Here is a 16,683-nt window from a genome sequence, read left to right on the forward strand (position 1 = left end):
CATAATTAAGGCAGCTCTTCCTTGAGAGACAAGCTGCTTTTCTTTATAATAGGAGATGGAATTCCTTTTGCAACGGGAACTCCCTATGGAAAAAATTGGAAAAAGTGGGACTTTGATATACTAAACGCTTATATAATATGGAGAAACCCAATCGAAATATAGCAAACAGAAGCAGATCGATTTGTGAGGATTTGGAAATATGGATGACAGAGATTTACTGATTTTGAAGTATTTGGCGGAGTTCAAAAATATCACCAAGACGGCAAATGCATTGTTCATTTCTCAGCCGGCTTTGACAAAAAGAATCAAACAACTGGAAAAAGAGTTGGACACACATTTGATTCGGAGTACCAATAAAGGGATTGCACTGACGCCAACCGGTATGGAAACAGCAGCATATGCGGATGAGGCACTGCGCCATTATGATGAATTAAAAACGAGGATTACAGCCATTGACAACCGGAATGCTGGCATCATCAAATTGACGGCGCCCAATATTATTTGTGAATATTATTTCCCGACGTTGATCAAGGAATTTAAGAAAAGCTATCCTGAGGTAAAATTTTCCATTACCATGGCACCCTCCAGCAAAGTGGTTTCGTTGATGAACAACAACAAATGCCATTTTGGTTTTTTACGGAATGATTTTGGCTGGGATGAGAGCCAACGGATCCATCTGGCGACAAATTTCATTGCAGCAGCCTCCACTCAGCCTTTTCAGTTGGCAGACTTGGCAAATATGAGCCGTGTTGCTTATACAACGGATGCATATTATATGAAAATGCTGGACTTATGGTGGGACAATAATTTCAAGACCCCTCCCCATACGGAAGTGTTGGTCAACAGTCTGGATCTTTGCAGGGAAATGGTGTTCAGCGGCATTGGGTTTGGTCTTTTGCCTTCTGTGCTGCTCACGGATGCGCCTTTTCTCCATCAGCTGATTTTAAAAGATAAAAATGGTTCTCCGATTCAACGACATACTTGGCTGATATTTAAGAAAAAGAATATCAATACACCGTTATTGAAGAATTTCATTGAGTTTATAAAAGAACGAGAATTTAAAGATTTTTTGCAGCCTAAAGAAATCCCCTTTAATGGATGACTGATAAAAGCACCTTGCAAGATTTTGGCAAGGTGCTTTTTTGTGAGTCCTACCATGCATTTTGGTTATGATGGTCATCCAATTATTCCATTATACAAACTGAAAATATTCAGATATATTTGAAGTGTAAGAGGCACAGGATGAACCGGTTCTGGCAGAAAAGGATTCATGAAAGGAGCATTGTAAATGGGCGGCATGATTGGATTGGGAATTATCTCATTGGTTTTGTATGTTGCAATTATCTTAATACTCAATGTAGGATTTAAACGCCGAGCTTCTGAAGCGATGATGTGGTCATATCTCATTATTGTAGCCATTGCGGGAGCTTTTTCAAAACATTCACTGCAGTCGGTCTTTGTAAAAAGTTTTTCTTACGGAATCCATGCAGAAGTTGTTTATGCAGCAATGGCATTTGTATTCATGTCTTATCTGATGGAAAAAACAGGTGTGATTATGCGTTTGGTCAATATCTTAAACAGTGTGATTGGACGTCTGCCTGGAGGGAGTGGCTATGTGTCCACTATTGGTTCTGCTCTTTTTGGTATGGTGTCAGGTTCCGGATCGGGAAATGCAGCAGCCATCGGTTCCATAACGATTCCATGGATGATGCAGACCGGTTGGTCTGTTGAACAGGCTACCTTGATTTGTGCCGGCAATGCCGGGATGGGAATGATTTTTCCGCCTTCCACCTCCATGCTGCTCCTGTTGGGGATGGAAAGTATTGAAAAAGAATTGTCCCCGGGGACATTATATGTAGGCTTACTGGGGGCTGGTTTTATTATCCTGGCTTATCGCTTGGTAGTGATTTATTATTTTGCCAAAAAATCAGGATTGAAACCCATTCCTGCTGAAAAAATCATACCTTTTGGACAGGCTTTGAAAGAAAATGGCTCTTCTCTGCTGATTTTCTTGGGTGTTCTGATTCCTTTGGCAGCTACGATGGGACCTACTGGGGCGTGGGTAAAGAGTGCCATGAATGGTTCATTCCCGAAAGCTTTTAAATCTATTTCCATCGTATTCTGGATTCCCATCTGGATGTCTTTGTTTACCATGATTGAAGGATGGAAATATCTTCCTCATTCTTTCGCTGGATGGAGAAAAATGATCAAGGAATCCATAGGAAAATATGCAGATGTTGGCATGCTGCTCTTCACGGCATTCGCTGCTTCCGGGGTTCTCAATCAATTGGGCATGACCCAGGAAGTCAAGAATATCTTTGCCCATCTGGGATCTTATTCACCTCTCCTTGTCATTCTCGTTATTGCAGTACTGATTACTATGATGGATGGTCCCTTTTCAGGGACTGCAACTACAAGTGCGCTGGGAGCCGCCGTATATGCAGCCTTACGGGCCATTGGGCTGCCACCTGTCGTATGCTGTGTTGCTTTCTTGAATTTGATTTCTAATGAAGGCGCAATCCCTCCCAATGCGGCACCTCTTTACATTGCCAGTGGGATTTCGGGATTGGAGGATCCTTCTAAAATTTTCCGTCCCATCATGGTTTATTATGTTCTGCCTACCATGTTTCTAGCGATATTGATTATGGCAAGGATCATCCCTGTTATTGGTGCGTGAGGTGATGGAGAGATGGAGAAAACGTTAAAAACGTTGTGCATGACGGTATTTGAAATTACGATGCCATTGTTTATGTTGGTGGGAATTGCTCTTGTGCTAATCCAGACGATGGCCATTTTTAGCGGAAATGGGAGCTTGTTGGTGTGGATACGGAAAACGTTATATCCCTGGGCTTCTAATGCCTCAAGTGTCTGTATGTTTGCTGCATTTATTTTCAGCTATGTGAAACATGCTGAGTGATACTGATTGCTGAATTTGATTTAGAGGAGGTCTTATCAGATGGAGTTTTCTGCAAACGCAGTCCGTGCAGGCAGTGATGCCAAGCATGACCTGATGGTCCAGCTGGAACTGGGCGGAGATGCCAGAGAAGTGGAAATCCACAGCAAAGTGGAAAAAAAATTCGGAGAAGCCATCCAGGAGGATGTGGAACAGGTCCTGGACGAATTCGGGATCTGCGGCGTAAAGATCCAGATTGATGATTTGGGAGCATGGGACTTCGCTATCAAGGCACGGGTCCGCACCGCTGTGAAGCGGGCACTGGCTCAAAAAGGAGGCGAACCGGCATGAACTCTTTATATAGGACCATGTTCTTTGTTCCGGGGAATGCCCCTGGAAAAATCGCCAAAGGCGAAATCTACGGAGCCGATGCCCTGATCTACGATTTGGAAGATGCGGTATCCGTCAATGAAAAAGATGCCGCCAGAGATCTTGTCTGCAGTTTTCTTTCCACCTATCGGCCGGACTGCCGGATTGGGATCCGGATCAACGGCCAGGATACGCCCTATTATGAAGACGATGTCCGGGCGCTGGTGCCCCTGAAACCGGATTTTCTCCGCTTGCCCAAATCGGAGACAGCGGAAAATGTCCAGGCTCTGGATGCGCTGATTACGGAAGTAGAACAGGCCAACAAGATACCGGTAGGGACTGTGAAGATTGCCTGTACCATTGAGACAGCTCTTGGCGTTTATAATGCTTATCAGATTGCCAAAGCGTCTCCCCGGGTCTTTGCCATCGGCCTGGGGGCCGAGGATTTCCGCACGGATATGCGGATGGCCCGCAGCGAAGATGCGGAAGAGATCCTTTTTGCCCGGAACCAGATTTCCCTTTGTGCCCATGCTGCCAAGGTCATCCCCATGGATTACGTGAACAGCAATTTCAAGGACCCGGAAGGTTTCAAGAAAGACGTAGCCTTTGGGAAAATGCTGGGCTTCACCTGTAAATCCGTGATCCACCCCACCCAAATCGGGTTGGTCCATGAAGTCTATACTCCCACTGATAAGGAAATCGAACATGCTAAAAAGGTGGTAGCTGTCTATGAAGAAGCCATGGCCAACGCTTCCGGTGTCATTGCCCTGGACGGGAAGATGATAGATATGCCCATCGTGACCCGTGCCAAGGACGTACTGGCCTATGCCAAAGCGGCCGGAAAGGAGATCTGATCCATGGTTGATGAAAAATATATGGAACAAATCCGAAAAGTTCCTGGATGGGAAACAAAACATGCCTTTTCCGGTGCCTACAGTGCCCATCCGGAAGGCTTCCGGATGGCACCTCGCCCGGTCAAATTTTTCCGTCCTGGTACGGATAAAGTGAAAAGCCTGGACTACATCCTGGATGCCATTGGGCTGAAAGACGGGATGACCATCTCTTTCCATCACTGCCTGCGGAACGGAGATGCAGTCATGCTGTATGTGGTGGACGCCATTGCCAAAAAAGGGATTAAAGACTTGACCCTCTCTGCCTCTTCGCTGAGCAAAGTTCAAGACTGCCTGCTGCCCTATTTTGAAAGCGGTGTAATCACGGCCGTGGACACCAGCGGTGCCCGGAGCAAGCTGGGTAGCTTCATCCAGAAAGGCGGCCTGAAGAAACCGGCCATCTTCCGTACCCACGGAGGACGGGCCCGGGCCATTGAAACAGGAGAGCTCCATATCGATGCCGCCTTCATTGCAGCCCCTGCCTGCGACCGGTTCGGCAATCTGAACGGTGTGGAAGGCAAAAGTGCCTGCGGGTCCCTGGGCTATGCCATGCCCGATGCAGAGTATGCGGACCATGTGATTGCCGTCACCGACGGGCTTTCCGATACCCCACTGGATTATGTGAGCATTCCCCAGACCCAGGTGGATTACGTAACTACTGTGGATTCCATCGGGGATCCGGCAGGTATAGCTACCGGGTCCATTCGAGTCAGTAAAAATCCGGCGGAACTGATCATTTCACACTATGCTGCGCAGGTCATTGCTGCAACGCCTTATTTTCATGACAATATGGTATTCCAGTTCGGCAGCGGTGGTATGGCCATTGCCACGGCCGGCTATATCCGGCAGGAGATGCTGCAGAAGGGATATACAGCAGCGGCCGGTGTAGGCGGAGTTTCGGGATTCCATGTACAGATGCTGAAGGAAGGCCTGATTAAGACTTTCTATGATCCTCAGGATTTTGATCTTACGGCTATCGATTCCCTGCGGACTGATATTAAACATCATGAAATTTCTGCTTCTGCTTATGCCAATCCTTTTTCTGCCTGTCCCTATGTGAATATGCTGGACTTTACCGTACTTAGCGCCACTGAAATCGATGTGGACTTTAACGTAAATGTTCTGACTGACTCCTACGGAAAACTGCTGGGTGCTCCTGGGGGACATCCAGATGCTGCCGCAGGGGCTCAGATGACTCTGATTACTATGCCTCTTCTTCGGGGTCGGTTGCCCATGCTGCTGGATCATGTGACCACTGTAGTTACACCTGGAGAAAGTGTAGATGTACTGGTGACAGAATATGGTATTGCGGTAAATCCTCGGCGTCCGGATATTGCAGAATGTTTGAAGGGCAAAGGCCTGCCGATTACTTCCATTGAAGCTCTGCGGGAAAAGGCCGTGAAACTTTCTGGTAAAGCCTCTCCTTTGGAACTCAGTGATAAAATCTGTGGCGTTGTGGAATACCGGGATGGTAGCATCATTGATGTGATCCATGAATTATAATGACCGTTTTTACAGCTCCTGTATTTTACAGGCTGATTAAGACGTAGATGAATTTACTGATAAAACATATGGTTGTGAAAGTTTCCAGTTATTTTACTGGAAACTTTCACAACCGCTTTTATTTTTTCTCGTTATAACCAATCCGTTAGGGGATGCAGTAGGAGAAAAAAGATATTCTTCAGTTCCCCTTCATTAGCCTCCACAAGGTTGTTCGACTAATGCCCAGACGTTTAGAGGCTTTTGTCTGATTGTTGTTTTCTTCCTGCAGAACTTTTGCTACAACCTGCTGGATAATTTGATGGAGTGGCTGATCCAAGTCCAACTGGGACTGGGGGAACTGCAGGGATGAACGCTGTTCTTCCTGGAGCGCAAGACGAATGGTTCGGGCTGTGATCCAGGGAGCGTCCGTGGACAGTACAGCTTTTTGCAGCACCCGTTGCAGCTGCTTCAGGTTCTGGGGCCAGTTATACTGACACAGTAAGGCAATTGCTTCCGGTTCCATGCCAGCAATGTGTGTGTCTTCCGCATGATTGTGGGATTGGATATATAAAAGAGCATAATTTAGAATTTGGTCTCCTTTATTCCGCAGCGTAGGAAGCAGAATCGTATGGAGCTGAAACCGATCCTGCAGTTGCTGATGCCGTGATTCCAGATTTCCCTGACGGTTCGTCCCTTCAAAGGAAAAATAGAGACTGGCGGTGCTTTCATAGGATGCAATGCTGAGTTCCTCTACCAGATATCGGAAACAGGCGTCATCCATCTGGGCCAGGTTCCTGAAATAGAGGACAGCATGGGGATGAAAAAGGGGTGAATGGGAATTGATACAGAGCTGGCGGATATCATTTTCCTTCAACAGCAGAGAATTGATACAGTACAATGGTTCTGTGGTATTGGAACTTTTTTCATACAGGGCATAGGCTAAATTGTCACTGTCCGTTCCTGCTTCTCCGATAAGACAGCAGTTAAAACCATTGGAAACAAGCTGCAGGGCTCGTTTCCAGGCTGCCGGGGAAAGCAACTGCAGGATATTGGGTAGCCGCTGGGGCAGAGGACGGAGAGTAGAGGGCTCAAAGAGCGAAAGGTAGGGAGTATTTTCTTCTCCTGGTCTTAGAGAAGCAAGCTTTTTTATACTGAAAAGATAATATGGGAGCTTACGGACCAGAAAACGGTTCCCTCGGATTTCAAGGAAATTGCCCTGCCATTGTTTCTGGGTAAGTATTGTTTGATTTTTTTCCAGAACGGGAATCTGGTGAGCACAAAAGGTTTGGAGAGGTTGCTCGTCCGCGTCTCCTTCTGTATACAAGAGCTTTTTCTGGCAGTCGAAATAGAGAATGTTTTCCTGATGGCTTTGACAGTAGTGATGGAACAGGCTGACATCAATCTGAAAGGGTTCCATATAGGAGCAGACTTTAAGGATTTGGTCGAAAGCGTCCCGGACGCTGGCGGCACTGGAAGTCAGCAAGATACTTTGGATACCCAGTTTTTCCGCATGGATTACGGAAACCGCATCGCCGATGATCAGGGTATAACCCTGATCTTTCAGCTGCTGAACTTTTTCCTTGGCATTATGCCAGGCGTTGATAATGAAGATGTTATAAGGAAAATGCAGCAGATTGCAGAGAACTTTAGCCGCATGGGCAATGTTTTCATAGGTCAGGATGGCGATTTTTCCCTGGTAATGTTCCACCAGCTTGATTATATTCAATAAGTCAAAGTAGGAGATGGGAATCTCAAAAACGGGCAGGGTGGTATGCTTTTCGATTTCCATTTTAGTTCCGCCCCGGGACAGGATGGCATCGAACTGGCTTAGGTCATATTTCTGAAGTCTTTTCAACCCTTCGTAGATGGGGCCCACTTCCACTGTTATGTCCAGCTGGGGATATTCTTTGGCTGTCTGCAGCAGGACTCCCTTCAGACTTTCGTAGGGGGCCACTGCTAAAATTTTGAATTTCCGGTTCATACTCTCACACTCCTGTTTCATATTTTAACGATTTAATATAAAAATTACAATAAAATTAAAAATAATAAAAGCGTTTCAGATATAAACAATTATCAGAAAAAACAGCATTGTCTGTCTGCTGGATATTGGATACAATGAAGTCATCTTAAGGGGGCATTGAACAATGCCAGAGGAGGGTTTAAAGATGAATGCGGTCATTCATGTAAACAGCAAAGACAATTTGGTAACTTGTCTGCGTCCCATCAAAAAGGGCGAGAAAATCGAGTTTGAAGGAAAAACCTATATTGCAACCAGTGATATTCCCAAGTTCCACAAAATGTCCGTGGCTGATATTCCCAAAGGAGGATATTGCTACAAATATGGTCAGATTATCGGGGAAGCTCTGGAGGATCTGCATCCTGGCGATTACGTCCATGTGCATAATCTGGCAAGTACCCGCGGCCGTGGGGATCTAAAGGCATAAGGTTTACAGGAGGAATGGACATGAAAATTTTGGGATACAGACGGGAAAACGGAACTTTTGGCGTACGGAATCATCTGCTGATTCTGCCCACATCTGTGTGCGCAACGGATACCGCAGAAAAAATCGCGGCTCAGGTACCGGGAGCCATTGCAGTGCCGAACCAGCACGGCTGCTGCCAAATCGGTTCTGACCAGGAACAGACGGAACGGACCCTGGAAGGCTTCGGGAAGAATGCCAATGTAGGGGCTGTACTGGTTGTAGGTCTGGGCTGTGACGGGATCCAGGCTGCCGAACTGGCTCAGCGGATTGCTGTGACCGGCAAACCGGTGGAAGCAATCACCATCCAGGGCTGCGGCGGTACCCTGAAAGCCATTGCCAGAGGCGGCGAAATTGCCTGCGCTATGGCTGCCAAACTGTCTACGGAAGTCCGGACGGAAGGGGATATCAGCGAACTCATCCTGGGGATGGAATGCGGCGGATCCGATCCTACCAGCGGACTGGCTTCCAATCCCACCATTGGTTATGTATCCGATAAACTGGTTTCTCTGGGCGGCAGCAGTATCCTCAGCGAGACCACGGAAGTCATCGGGGCAGAACATATCCTGGCTCAACGGTTCGGTGACCCGACTCAGCGGGAAAAATTCCTGACCATGGTCCACAATGTGGAAGAACGGGCCTTGAAGCTGGGCGAAGACCTGCGTACTGGCCAACCCACTCCCGGGAACAAAGCAGGCGGACTGTCCACCATCGAAGAAAAATCTCTGGGCTGCATGTACAAAGCCGGGAATACGGCACCGTTCCAGGGCGCCCTGGAATATTCCGAACCCCTGCCTCTGGATAAAAAAGGCCTGTATTTCATGGATACCCCTGGCCAGGATATTGATTCCATCACCGGTATGGTAGCCGGCGGCGCCACTGCTATTGTGTTTTCCACCGGACGGGGAACGCCTACTGGTAGCCCCATTGCTCCTGTTATCAAAATTACCGGAAATACGGATACTTTCAACAATATGCCGGACAATATTGATGTAAACGCCGGTAAAATCATTACTGAAGGGGCTACTATTAAAGATATCGGTGAAGAAACCTTCCAGCTGCTGGTGGAAGTCTGCAACGGGAAGTTTACGAAGGCAGAAGCTCTGGGCCATCGGGAATTTGGCATTTACAAAGTTTCTGGTACCTTCTAATCTGAAATGAAGCTGGCTTTTAGGAGGATATTATGAAAATCTTGCAGACCGTAAAGAAATGTCCAGGGGGACTGATGATTGTTCCGTTGCTGCTTGGCGCTTTGGTCAATACCCTGGCTCCGCAGTTCTGGGTTATTTTCAAAGAAACTTTTACCACTCATCTCTGGAAAACGGGTGCTATGCCCCTCCTGGCAGCCTTCCTGTTTTGCAACGGTACCACCATTGATGTGAAGCAGGCCGGAACGACGCTGACCAAAGGGGTCCTGCTCACCGCCGTGAAGGTCTTGGTGGGCATGGGAATCGGGATTGCCGTCAGCTATACCTTTGGGGAAGCGGGAATTTTCGGTTTAGCACCTATCGCCATCATTGCTGCCATCGCTAACTCCAACGGGGGACTGTATGCGGCTCTGGCTGGGGAATATGGTGATGCCACGGATGTTGGGGCGGTATCTGTCCTGTCCATCAATGATGGGCCTTTCTTCACGCTGTTGGCTCTGGGAGCTGCCGGATATGGGGTACCTGTTGAAGTACTCATCGGCTGTGTCATCCCCATTGTGGTAGGCTGCGTATTGGGGAATCTGGATCCGGAAATCAAGAAATTCTGTGAACCGGGGACTACTCTGCTGATTCCTTTCTTTGCCTTCCCTCTGGGTGCCGGGCTGACTCTGACTTCCATTGTAAGCGCAGGCCCTTCCGGGGTCCTGCTGGGAGTTGCTTCCACGGTTACCACGGGTCTTGCCGGATATGCGATGTACAAAGTAATGAAATACAAACATCCGGAAGTAGGGGCTGCCATCGGGACCACCGCAGGGAATGCGGCCAGTACTCCGGCAGCAGTGGCGGCAGCAGGGGTTATTTCTAAAGCTCTTAGCGATGCGGCTACAGTTCAGGTTTCTGCGGCCATTATTACCACTGCTATCCTGTGCCCTCTTCTGGTAACTTTCCTGCATAAGAAAGAAGTGCAGGCTCATCCGGAAAACTATAAATGAGATATCATGAATCATTGGGGGTGCTGCATGTCCATATGCAGCACCTTTTGTCTTCTGCTATTTGCATAAGGGAAGAAAAAATTTTAAAATAGGGAAGAGAACGGGAAAGAAAGAGGAGATGACGATGGATTTATTGATCTTGGCGGATGACCTTACAGGAGCCCTGGATACAGGAATCCAGTTTGTGGCGGCCGGAGCTGCTACTCGAGTGGTCCTGGATCCCCATTATGATTTACGGCAGGTGGATCCAGAGGTCCAGGTTCTGGTGGTGGATACGGAATCCCGGCATATTGCCCAGGAAGACGCAGCAACCCTGATCCAAGGAATCGTCCGGCAGGCCGTGGGACTTTCGGTTTCCTGTATCTACAAAAAAACCGATTCGGCACTCCGGGGCAACGTGGGTGCAGAATTGGGGGCAGCCCTGGAGGCCAGTGGAGCAGAGCAACTGCATTTCATTCCAGCTTATCCCAAAACAAAAAGGACAACAAAGAATGGAATCCATTATATTGATGGAATTCCAGTAGGAGAAAGCGTTTTCAGAAATGACCCTTTCAATCCGGTCTTGTGCTCCCGAGTGGCAGAAATCCTTTCAGAAGGCAGCGGACTGCCCATGATATCCGTGAAAAAGGAAGAAATAGCAGGAGAACTTCCAGGAATCCAGATCTATGATGCGGAAACCGATGCGGATATCCTGGAACGGAGCCGTGAACTCCAAGCCAAGGGGAAATTGTTTTTGCTGGCCGGTTGCGCCGGCTTTGCCTCAGTGCTGTCGGAATTGATGGATCTCCGCAGCAAACCGGCAGAGACACTGGAGCTGCCTGGAGCCTTCCTGATGGCCTGCGGCAGCGTGAACCCTATTACCCGGGAACAGGTCAAAGAAGCCGTGGAAAGCGGCCGTTTCCAGTATTTTCCCATTCCTCCGGAAGAAAGCCTGACGCCCCATTGGTTCACGGCGAAAGAAAAAGGACAAGCCCAGGTACAAGAGTGGGCGGACTATTTGGCACGGGGCGAAAAGTGCATCCTGGATACCAATGATATCCCCGGCCGCACCACGGCTTATGAATATGCCCAGCAGCAGGGATGGACCCTGGAGGATGTCCGGCACCAGATTCCCGTCGCTATGGGAGAAGCCTTGCGAGCCCTTCTGGAAAAGGACGTGGAGGCGACTCTGATGGTGACTGGGGGCGACGTCCTGATGGGATTCATGCGGGAAATGGAAATCTGTGAAATCGAGCCGGTCCAGGAACTATTCACCGGGACCGTCCTGTCCTATGTGCGAATCAACGGGAAAAAGCAACCCCTGATTTCCAAATCTGGCGGGTTCGGTTCTCCGGATCTGCTGCTCCAGCTGCTGGAAAAACTTAGTTGATAGAAAAGAGGAAAAGAAATGGAAAACAAACCGATTGTAGCCATTACCATGGGCGATCCCTTTGGAAATGGTCCTGAAATCACGGTCAAGGCACTCCATGACCCGAAATTGTATGAGACCTGTCGACCTCTGGTGGTGGGCGATGCTTCTTGCATGGCATATGCCCTGGAGGTGGCCCGGAAGGTATCTGGGATTGATCTCCAGCTGCATCCGATCCAGGAAGTCAAAGAAGCACTGTTCCAGTACGGGACCATCGATTTGATCGACCTGGGCCTGGTGGAACCGGAACAGATCCCCCATAACGAAAAAGACGGGAAGCCAGCCCCCTTTGGCGTCGGTGCCTGTGCCCTGGGCGGGGAAGCCGCTTTCCAGTATGTGATCAAGGTCATCGATCTGGCCATGAAGAAACAGGTGGATGCCACCGTGACCAATGCCCTGAGCAAAGAAGCCATCAATATGGCCGGGCATCATTATTCCGGACACACGGAAATCTATGCGGAATACACCCATACGGAACACTATACCATGATGCTGGCTCACGAAAATCTCCGGGTGGTCCACGTCTCCACCCATGTGTCTCTCCGGGAAGCCATTGAACGGGTGAAGAAGCCCCGGGTCCTGGAAGTCATCCGGATTGCCAACGCCGGCTGCAAGGCTCTGGGCATCAAGCAGCCCAAAATCGCCGTAGCCGGGCTGAATCCCCACTGCGGAGAAGGCGGACTCTTCGGACGGGAAGAAATCGAAGAGATCCAGCCGGCTATCGATGAAGCCATGGCAGAAGGCATCTGCATCCCCGATAAGAAACCCACCCCGCCGGATACGGTTTTTTCCAAGGCACTGGGCGGCTGGTACGACATCGTAGTCTGCATGTATCATGACCAGGGCCATATCCCCCTGAAGGTCAAAGGGTTCGTGTACAACCATGAACTGGGTCATTGGGATGCAGTGGCCGGGGTAAACATCACCCTGGGTCTGCCCATCATCCGGGCCAGCGTGGACCACGGCACCGGCTTCGGCCATGCCGGCAATGGCGGAGCCAACGAACTGAGCCTGAAGAACGCCATTTCCTATGCCATCCAGCTGGCGAAGAATCGGGAATGAGAAGGAAAGGGGCTGTTGCATGTGTGAGATTTGATGTGACCCCAAAAAGTTAGACCTTAGTAACGAGATGGTTTTTACTGTCTCGTTACTTTTTTATGCTGCCTGCAAAGGAAGCCTGTATTGAACAGGACTTTTCCAGCCCAGTCACCGGTCATGCGCCGATACCCATAATCTTTATGCTGGCTGCGGATTTCCTGTATTTTGTCCTCTACTTCCTGGTCTGGATTCACGCGATCAAACCGTTTCTGCCAGTACATATAGGTCGCTTTGGGCATTTGCGTATAGGAGAGAAGGTCTTTCAGTTTGAATGATCCTCGGAGACTGGAGATGATTTTCGCAACTCTCTCATTTTTGCTTCGTCCTCTAAACGCAGTCTTCTCAGTTCTTTAAAAAAAGCATTCTCTATACGGAGTTTAAGATTTTCATCCTCTAACTCCTGGACATGTTCCACACTGATGTCGACCATCGGCTGCGCTGTGTTTTGCCATAAAAAACTGACCCCCAATTGTTAGATTTATGGTCTAACAATTGGGGGTCAGCTTAAATCTCACACATGCAACAGCCCCCCGTTTATTTCTCCCTCAGCCACCGTTTCAGCAGGAAACCGAGAAAATAAGGTATGGTGTAGAATTTTCCGTTCCAGCCGATGTTTCCGGTGCTGAGTTTGATGCCGTACCGGATGTCCGGATAATGGCTCGAATCTTCCAGAAGCCGGTTCAGGGAGCGGGTACTGCCGTCGGTGGCTTTCACCTCCACGGGGATCAGGGAATCTGCATCCCGGACGAAAAAGTCCATTTCCAGGGTGCCTTGGGTGTTTTTGTAGTAATACAGGCCGTAGCCCTGCTGGACCAGCATCTGGGCGGCCATGTTTTCAAAGAGAGCGCCTTTGTAAACGCCGAAGTTACGGTTCCGGCGCAGATCCAGCTGGGCTTCTTCGTCCAGAGAGGCGATCAGGAGACCGGTGTCGGCAAAATACAGCTTGTACTGGTCTGGGTTGTAATTCCCTTTCAAAGGCAGTTCCGGGTGGTCCAGGCAATAGCAGACATTGACGATGCCGGCGTTGGACAGCCAGTCCACTACCCCCAGATATTCCCGGCTCCGGGCTCCGTGGGCCACTTTGGAAATCTGGAATTTTTTGTTTTCCTTTCCCAGAAATACAGGGATTTTCCGGTAGACATTCAGGATTTTTCCTTTGTCCAGGCCGCCGGCATATTTGGTGATGTCCTCTTCATAGTCCAGGAGCAGCTGTTGCTGGAGCTGGAGAGTGCCGCTGAAATTGTTCTGCTGGATGAACCGCCAGACTACTGCAGGCATGCCTCCCAGCACCAGATAGTCCTGGAAGTTTTTTTGCAGCACGTCCATTTCCAGCCTGGAAAGGGGCCGGGTTTCCAGCAGATGCTGATAAAAAAGGTCCACCTGTTCCGGAGTGTAGCCTCTGGCCCAGAGAAATTCTTCGAAATCCAGCGGATACAGGGTCCGGTCTTCCTTATAGCCCACACTGTTGGATTCGATTTCCTGATAACTGATGCCCATAAGGGATCCGGAACAGATCACATCATAGCGGCCGTCCAGCTGGAAGGCCTTGAGACTGGTGGCACAGTTGGGACAGGCCTGGAGTTCGTCGAAAAAAATCAGGGTTTCATGGGGTTCCAGCTGCAGTCTGGGGTCCAGGAAGGTGATGTTCTGAAGGATCCGGTCCACATCGAATCCGTCATCAAAGATGTGCCGGTATTCTTTCTGGAGGACAAAGTTGATTTCCACCAGGTGTGTGTAATGGGTGCGGGCAAAATTCTTGATGGCTTCCGTTTTTCCCACCTGCCGGGCTCCTTTGATGATGAGAGGAAGGTGATGGGGGGAATTCTTCCATTGGACCAGGAAGGAATCGATTTTCCGGGTAAGCCGGTTCACAAAAATCACGCCCTTTCTTCTCTAAAAATCACAAAAATCATGGTATTTTAGATGATTATATCACAAAATTATTAAAAATAGGGAGGAGTGCACGGTGGAAAGCGGCAGAGCCCCTTTCCAGTCTCACACCGGCCGGTTTTTTTGAAGGGTTAAAACCCCCAGGCCGGGACGGGCGGGCCTTTGGCACGCCCCTACGGCGTTGGGGTCGAGTGTTGTTTGTTCGACCGATTGGACGGGGATGCCGTTGTGACGGCAAAAGAGGGCCGGCTGTATGGGCGGTCCTCTTTTGTCATTCAGGGGAGAGGCTTCATAAGGAAACCGTTGTTAGCCGGTTCCTGGACAGCGACGGCGTAGGGGCTTGCCCCAGGCAAACCCGTCCCGGCCGCCCAGGGGGCATAGATTCAAAAAGGAGGTGCTGCACAGAACGTGCAGCACCTCCTTTTTTCGTTCATCCCAATAAAACACTGTTGTTATTCTATACTAAACAAAATAATGGAAAACAGAAGCTGCATAAATTTATAGAGCTTCTGTTTTTCTTTAAAACTATTGTATTCCTTATGAAATCACAGATAAAAAGAATACTGGAAATTTTCTAAAAATACCATTGACAAGGAGAATATGTTTAATTATACTGTACATAACAAAGAAATTATGTTTAATAAATCTGAACGGAGGGATTTGTGATGGATGCGGAAAAGTACATTGCTCAGGACCCGGTGATCCGGGAAGTTTCGGAAAAGAAGGAAACGGTGTGGGTGAACCCCCGGTACCTTCCTTTTGACATGACCAATGCTGTTTGCAGCCTGGTGGTGTCCGATGCCATGATCGACGATGCGGCAGACCGGCTCCAGCGGTTTGCGCCTTTCATTGAACGGTGCTTCCCGGAAACGGAAGTGACCCATGGGCTGATTGAATCTCCCCTGAAAGCCATTCCGGATATGCAGAAGGCCCTGGAAAAGGACTTTGCCTGCACCATCCCCGGCCATCTGCTGCTGAAGATGGACAGCCATCTGGCCATTGCCGGTTCCGTCAAGGCCAGAGGGGGCATCTATGAAGTCCTGAAACATGCGGAAGACCTGGCCCTGGCTGCGGGCAAACTGAAGGTAACGGACAACTATGCCAAACTGGCAGATCAGAATATGAAGGAATTCTTCCATCAGTATACGGTACAGGTGGGCTCCACCGGGAACCTGGGCCTGTCCATCGGGATCATGAGTGCGGCGCTGGGCTTCAAGGTGAAGGTCCACATGTCCATGGATGCCCGTCAGTGGAAAAAAGATCTGCTCCGGCAGAAGGGCGTGGAAGTCATCGAATATGCCGATGACTATTCCAAGGCGGTGGCGGAAGGCCGCCGGCTGTCCGACCAGGATCCCACCAGCTATTTCGTGGATGACGAAAAATCCGTGAACCTGTTCCTGGGCTATGCTGTGGCTGCCAGACGGCTGAAGAAACAGCTGGATGACATGAACATCACTGTGGATGCTGACCATCCTCTGATTGTTTACATCCCGGCCGGTGTGGGCGGGGCCCCCGGCGGCGTTTCCTACGGTCTGAAACGGATCTTCAAGGACAATGTCCATGTGTTCTTTACGGAACCCACCCTTTGCCCTTCCGTCCTGCTGGGCACGGCCACCCAGGAATTCGAAAAGGCCAACGTCCACGACTTCCACATTGACGGGATTACAGAAGCGGACGGCCTGGCCTGTGCCAGCCCCTCCGGGTTTGTGACCCGGATCATGACCAACCTGCTGTCCGGGGACTTTACGGTGGATGATTACCGGCTCTTCGATTTCCTCCGGGATCTGAAGAAAACCGAAGACGTGGAAATCGAACCTTCCAGCTGTGCGGCCTTCATCGGACCCTGCCGGCTGACGGTGTATGAAGGGACCCGGAAATATCTGAAGGACCAGGGCCTGGATGCAGGCAAACTGGCCAACGCCACCCAGATTGCCTGGGCCACCGGCGGCCGTCTGGTACCAGAAGAAATCCGGAAAGAATACCTGAATACCTATTTGAAAAAATAAGATCTGTTCCCCCAAGGGGAAGGAGGG

At 49.4% G+C, this 16,683-nt stretch carries 14 protein-coding genes; 12 read left to right on the forward strand and 2 right to left on the reverse strand.

Annotation, left to right across the window (positions count from 1 at the left end; genetic code table 11):
* Positions 1 to 199 precede the first annotated feature (199 nt).
* From ACTQY5_RS07340 to citF, 6 genes are all read left to right on the forward strand, one after another.
* Positions 200 to 1,102, forward strand: a complete 903-nt coding sequence (locus ACTQY5_RS07340; RefSeq protein WP_441369007.1) for a LysR family transcriptional regulator — start codon at positions 200 to 202, stop codon at positions 1,100 to 1,102.
* Positions 1,103 to 1,288: 186 nt separating this feature from the next.
* A complete protein-coding gene (locus tag ACTQY5_RS07345) occupies positions 1,289 to 2,677 on the forward strand; it encodes a TRAP transporter large permease subunit (RefSeq protein ID WP_441369008.1) in 1,389 nt (462 codons plus the stop codon).
* Between the two features lie 12 nt (positions 2,678 to 2,689).
* Positions 2,690 to 2,917 carry a hypothetical protein gene (locus ACTQY5_RS07350; RefSeq protein WP_441369009.1) on the forward strand — a complete coding sequence of 76 codons (228 nt, stop codon included), beginning with the start codon at positions 2,690 to 2,692 and terminating at the stop codon, positions 2,915 to 2,917.
* Between the two features lie 39 nt (positions 2,918 to 2,956).
* Positions 2,957 to 3,244 (forward strand): citrate lyase subunit gamma, encoded by a 288-nt coding sequence (locus tag ACTQY5_RS07355; protein WP_297863019.1) that lies wholly within the window; start codon positions 2,957 to 2,959, stop codon positions 3,242 to 3,244.
* Complete coding sequence (locus tag ACTQY5_RS07360; protein ID WP_276693108.1) at positions 3,241 to 4,116, forward strand: HpcH/HpaI aldolase/citrate lyase family protein; 876 nt, start codon at positions 3,241 to 3,243, stop codon at positions 4,114 to 4,116. Before ACTQY5_RS07355 ends, ACTQY5_RS07360 begins: the two co-directional genes overlap by 4 nt.
* Positions 4,117 to 4,119: 3 nt before the next feature.
* Positions 4,120 to 5,655 (forward strand): citrate lyase subunit alpha, encoded by a 1,536-nt coding sequence (citF, locus tag ACTQY5_RS07365; RefSeq protein ID WP_441369010.1) that lies wholly within the window; start codon positions 4,120 to 4,122, stop codon positions 5,653 to 5,655.
* Positions 5,656 to 5,833: 178 nt separating this feature from the next.
* Here the strand turns inward: citF and ACTQY5_RS07370 are convergent, their stop codons facing one another.
* Positions 5,834 to 7,615: a sigma-54-dependent Fis family transcriptional regulator gene (locus ACTQY5_RS07370; protein WP_302575763.1), complete on the reverse strand. Its 1,782-nt coding sequence runs from the start codon at positions 7,613 to 7,615 to the stop codon at positions 5,834 to 5,836.
* A 184-nt stretch (positions 7,616 to 7,799) separates the two neighbouring features.
* Here ACTQY5_RS07370 and ACTQY5_RS07375 point away from each other — a divergent pair, with 184 nt between their 5' ends.
* The 5 genes from ACTQY5_RS07375 to pdxA all read left to right on the forward strand — a co-directional run bounded on the left by ACTQY5_RS07375 (position 7,800) and on the right by pdxA (position 12,724).
* Positions 7,800 to 8,078, forward strand: a complete 279-nt coding sequence (locus ACTQY5_RS07375; RefSeq protein WP_441369011.1) for a UxaA family hydrolase — start codon at positions 7,800 to 7,802, stop codon at positions 8,076 to 8,078.
* 20 nt (positions 8,079 to 8,098) lie between these two features.
* Positions 8,099 to 9,265 carry a UxaA family hydrolase gene (locus ACTQY5_RS07380; protein WP_441369012.1) on the forward strand — a complete coding sequence of 389 codons (1,167 nt, stop codon included), beginning with the start codon at positions 8,099 to 8,101 and terminating at the stop codon, positions 9,263 to 9,265.
* Between the two features lie 32 nt (positions 9,266 to 9,297).
* Positions 9,298 to 10,254 (forward strand): 2-keto-3-deoxygluconate permease, encoded by a 957-nt coding sequence (locus ACTQY5_RS07385; RefSeq protein ID WP_441369013.1) that lies wholly within the window; start codon positions 9,298 to 9,300, stop codon positions 10,252 to 10,254.
* A 124-nt stretch (positions 10,255 to 10,378) separates the two neighbouring features.
* Positions 10,379 to 11,623, forward strand: coding sequence for a four-carbon acid sugar kinase family protein (locus ACTQY5_RS07390; protein ID WP_441369014.1), 1,245 nt, complete (start codon positions 10,379 to 10,381; stop codon positions 11,621 to 11,623).
* Between the two features lie 18 nt (positions 11,624 to 11,641).
* On the forward strand, positions 11,642 to 12,724 hold the full coding sequence (pdxA, locus tag ACTQY5_RS07395; RefSeq protein WP_441369015.1) for a 4-hydroxythreonine-4-phosphate dehydrogenase PdxA: 1,083 nt from the start codon (positions 11,642 to 11,644) through the stop codon (positions 12,722 to 12,724).
* A 570-nt stretch (positions 12,725 to 13,294) separates the two neighbouring features.
* On the opposite strand, the gene ACTQY5_RS07400 is transcribed toward pdxA, so the two are convergent.
* On the reverse strand, positions 13,295 to 14,632 hold the full coding sequence (locus ACTQY5_RS07400; protein ID WP_441369048.1) for an ATP-binding protein: 1,338 nt from the start codon (positions 14,630 to 14,632) through the stop codon (positions 13,295 to 13,297).
* 683 nt (positions 14,633 to 15,315) lie between these two features.
* On the opposite strand from ACTQY5_RS07400, the gene dsdA reads away from it, so the two are divergent.
* Positions 15,316 to 16,656, forward strand: coding sequence for a D-serine ammonia-lyase (gene dsdA / locus ACTQY5_RS07405; RefSeq protein WP_441369016.1), 1,341 nt, complete (start codon positions 15,316 to 15,318; stop codon positions 16,654 to 16,656).
* The last annotated feature ends 27 nt before the right edge of the window (positions 16,657 to 16,683 follow it).

The organism is Acidaminococcus sp. HCP3S3_H5, assembly GCF_052122235.1.
Taxonomy (GTDB): Bacteria; Bacillota; Negativicutes; order Acidaminococcales; family Acidaminococcaceae; genus Acidaminococcus.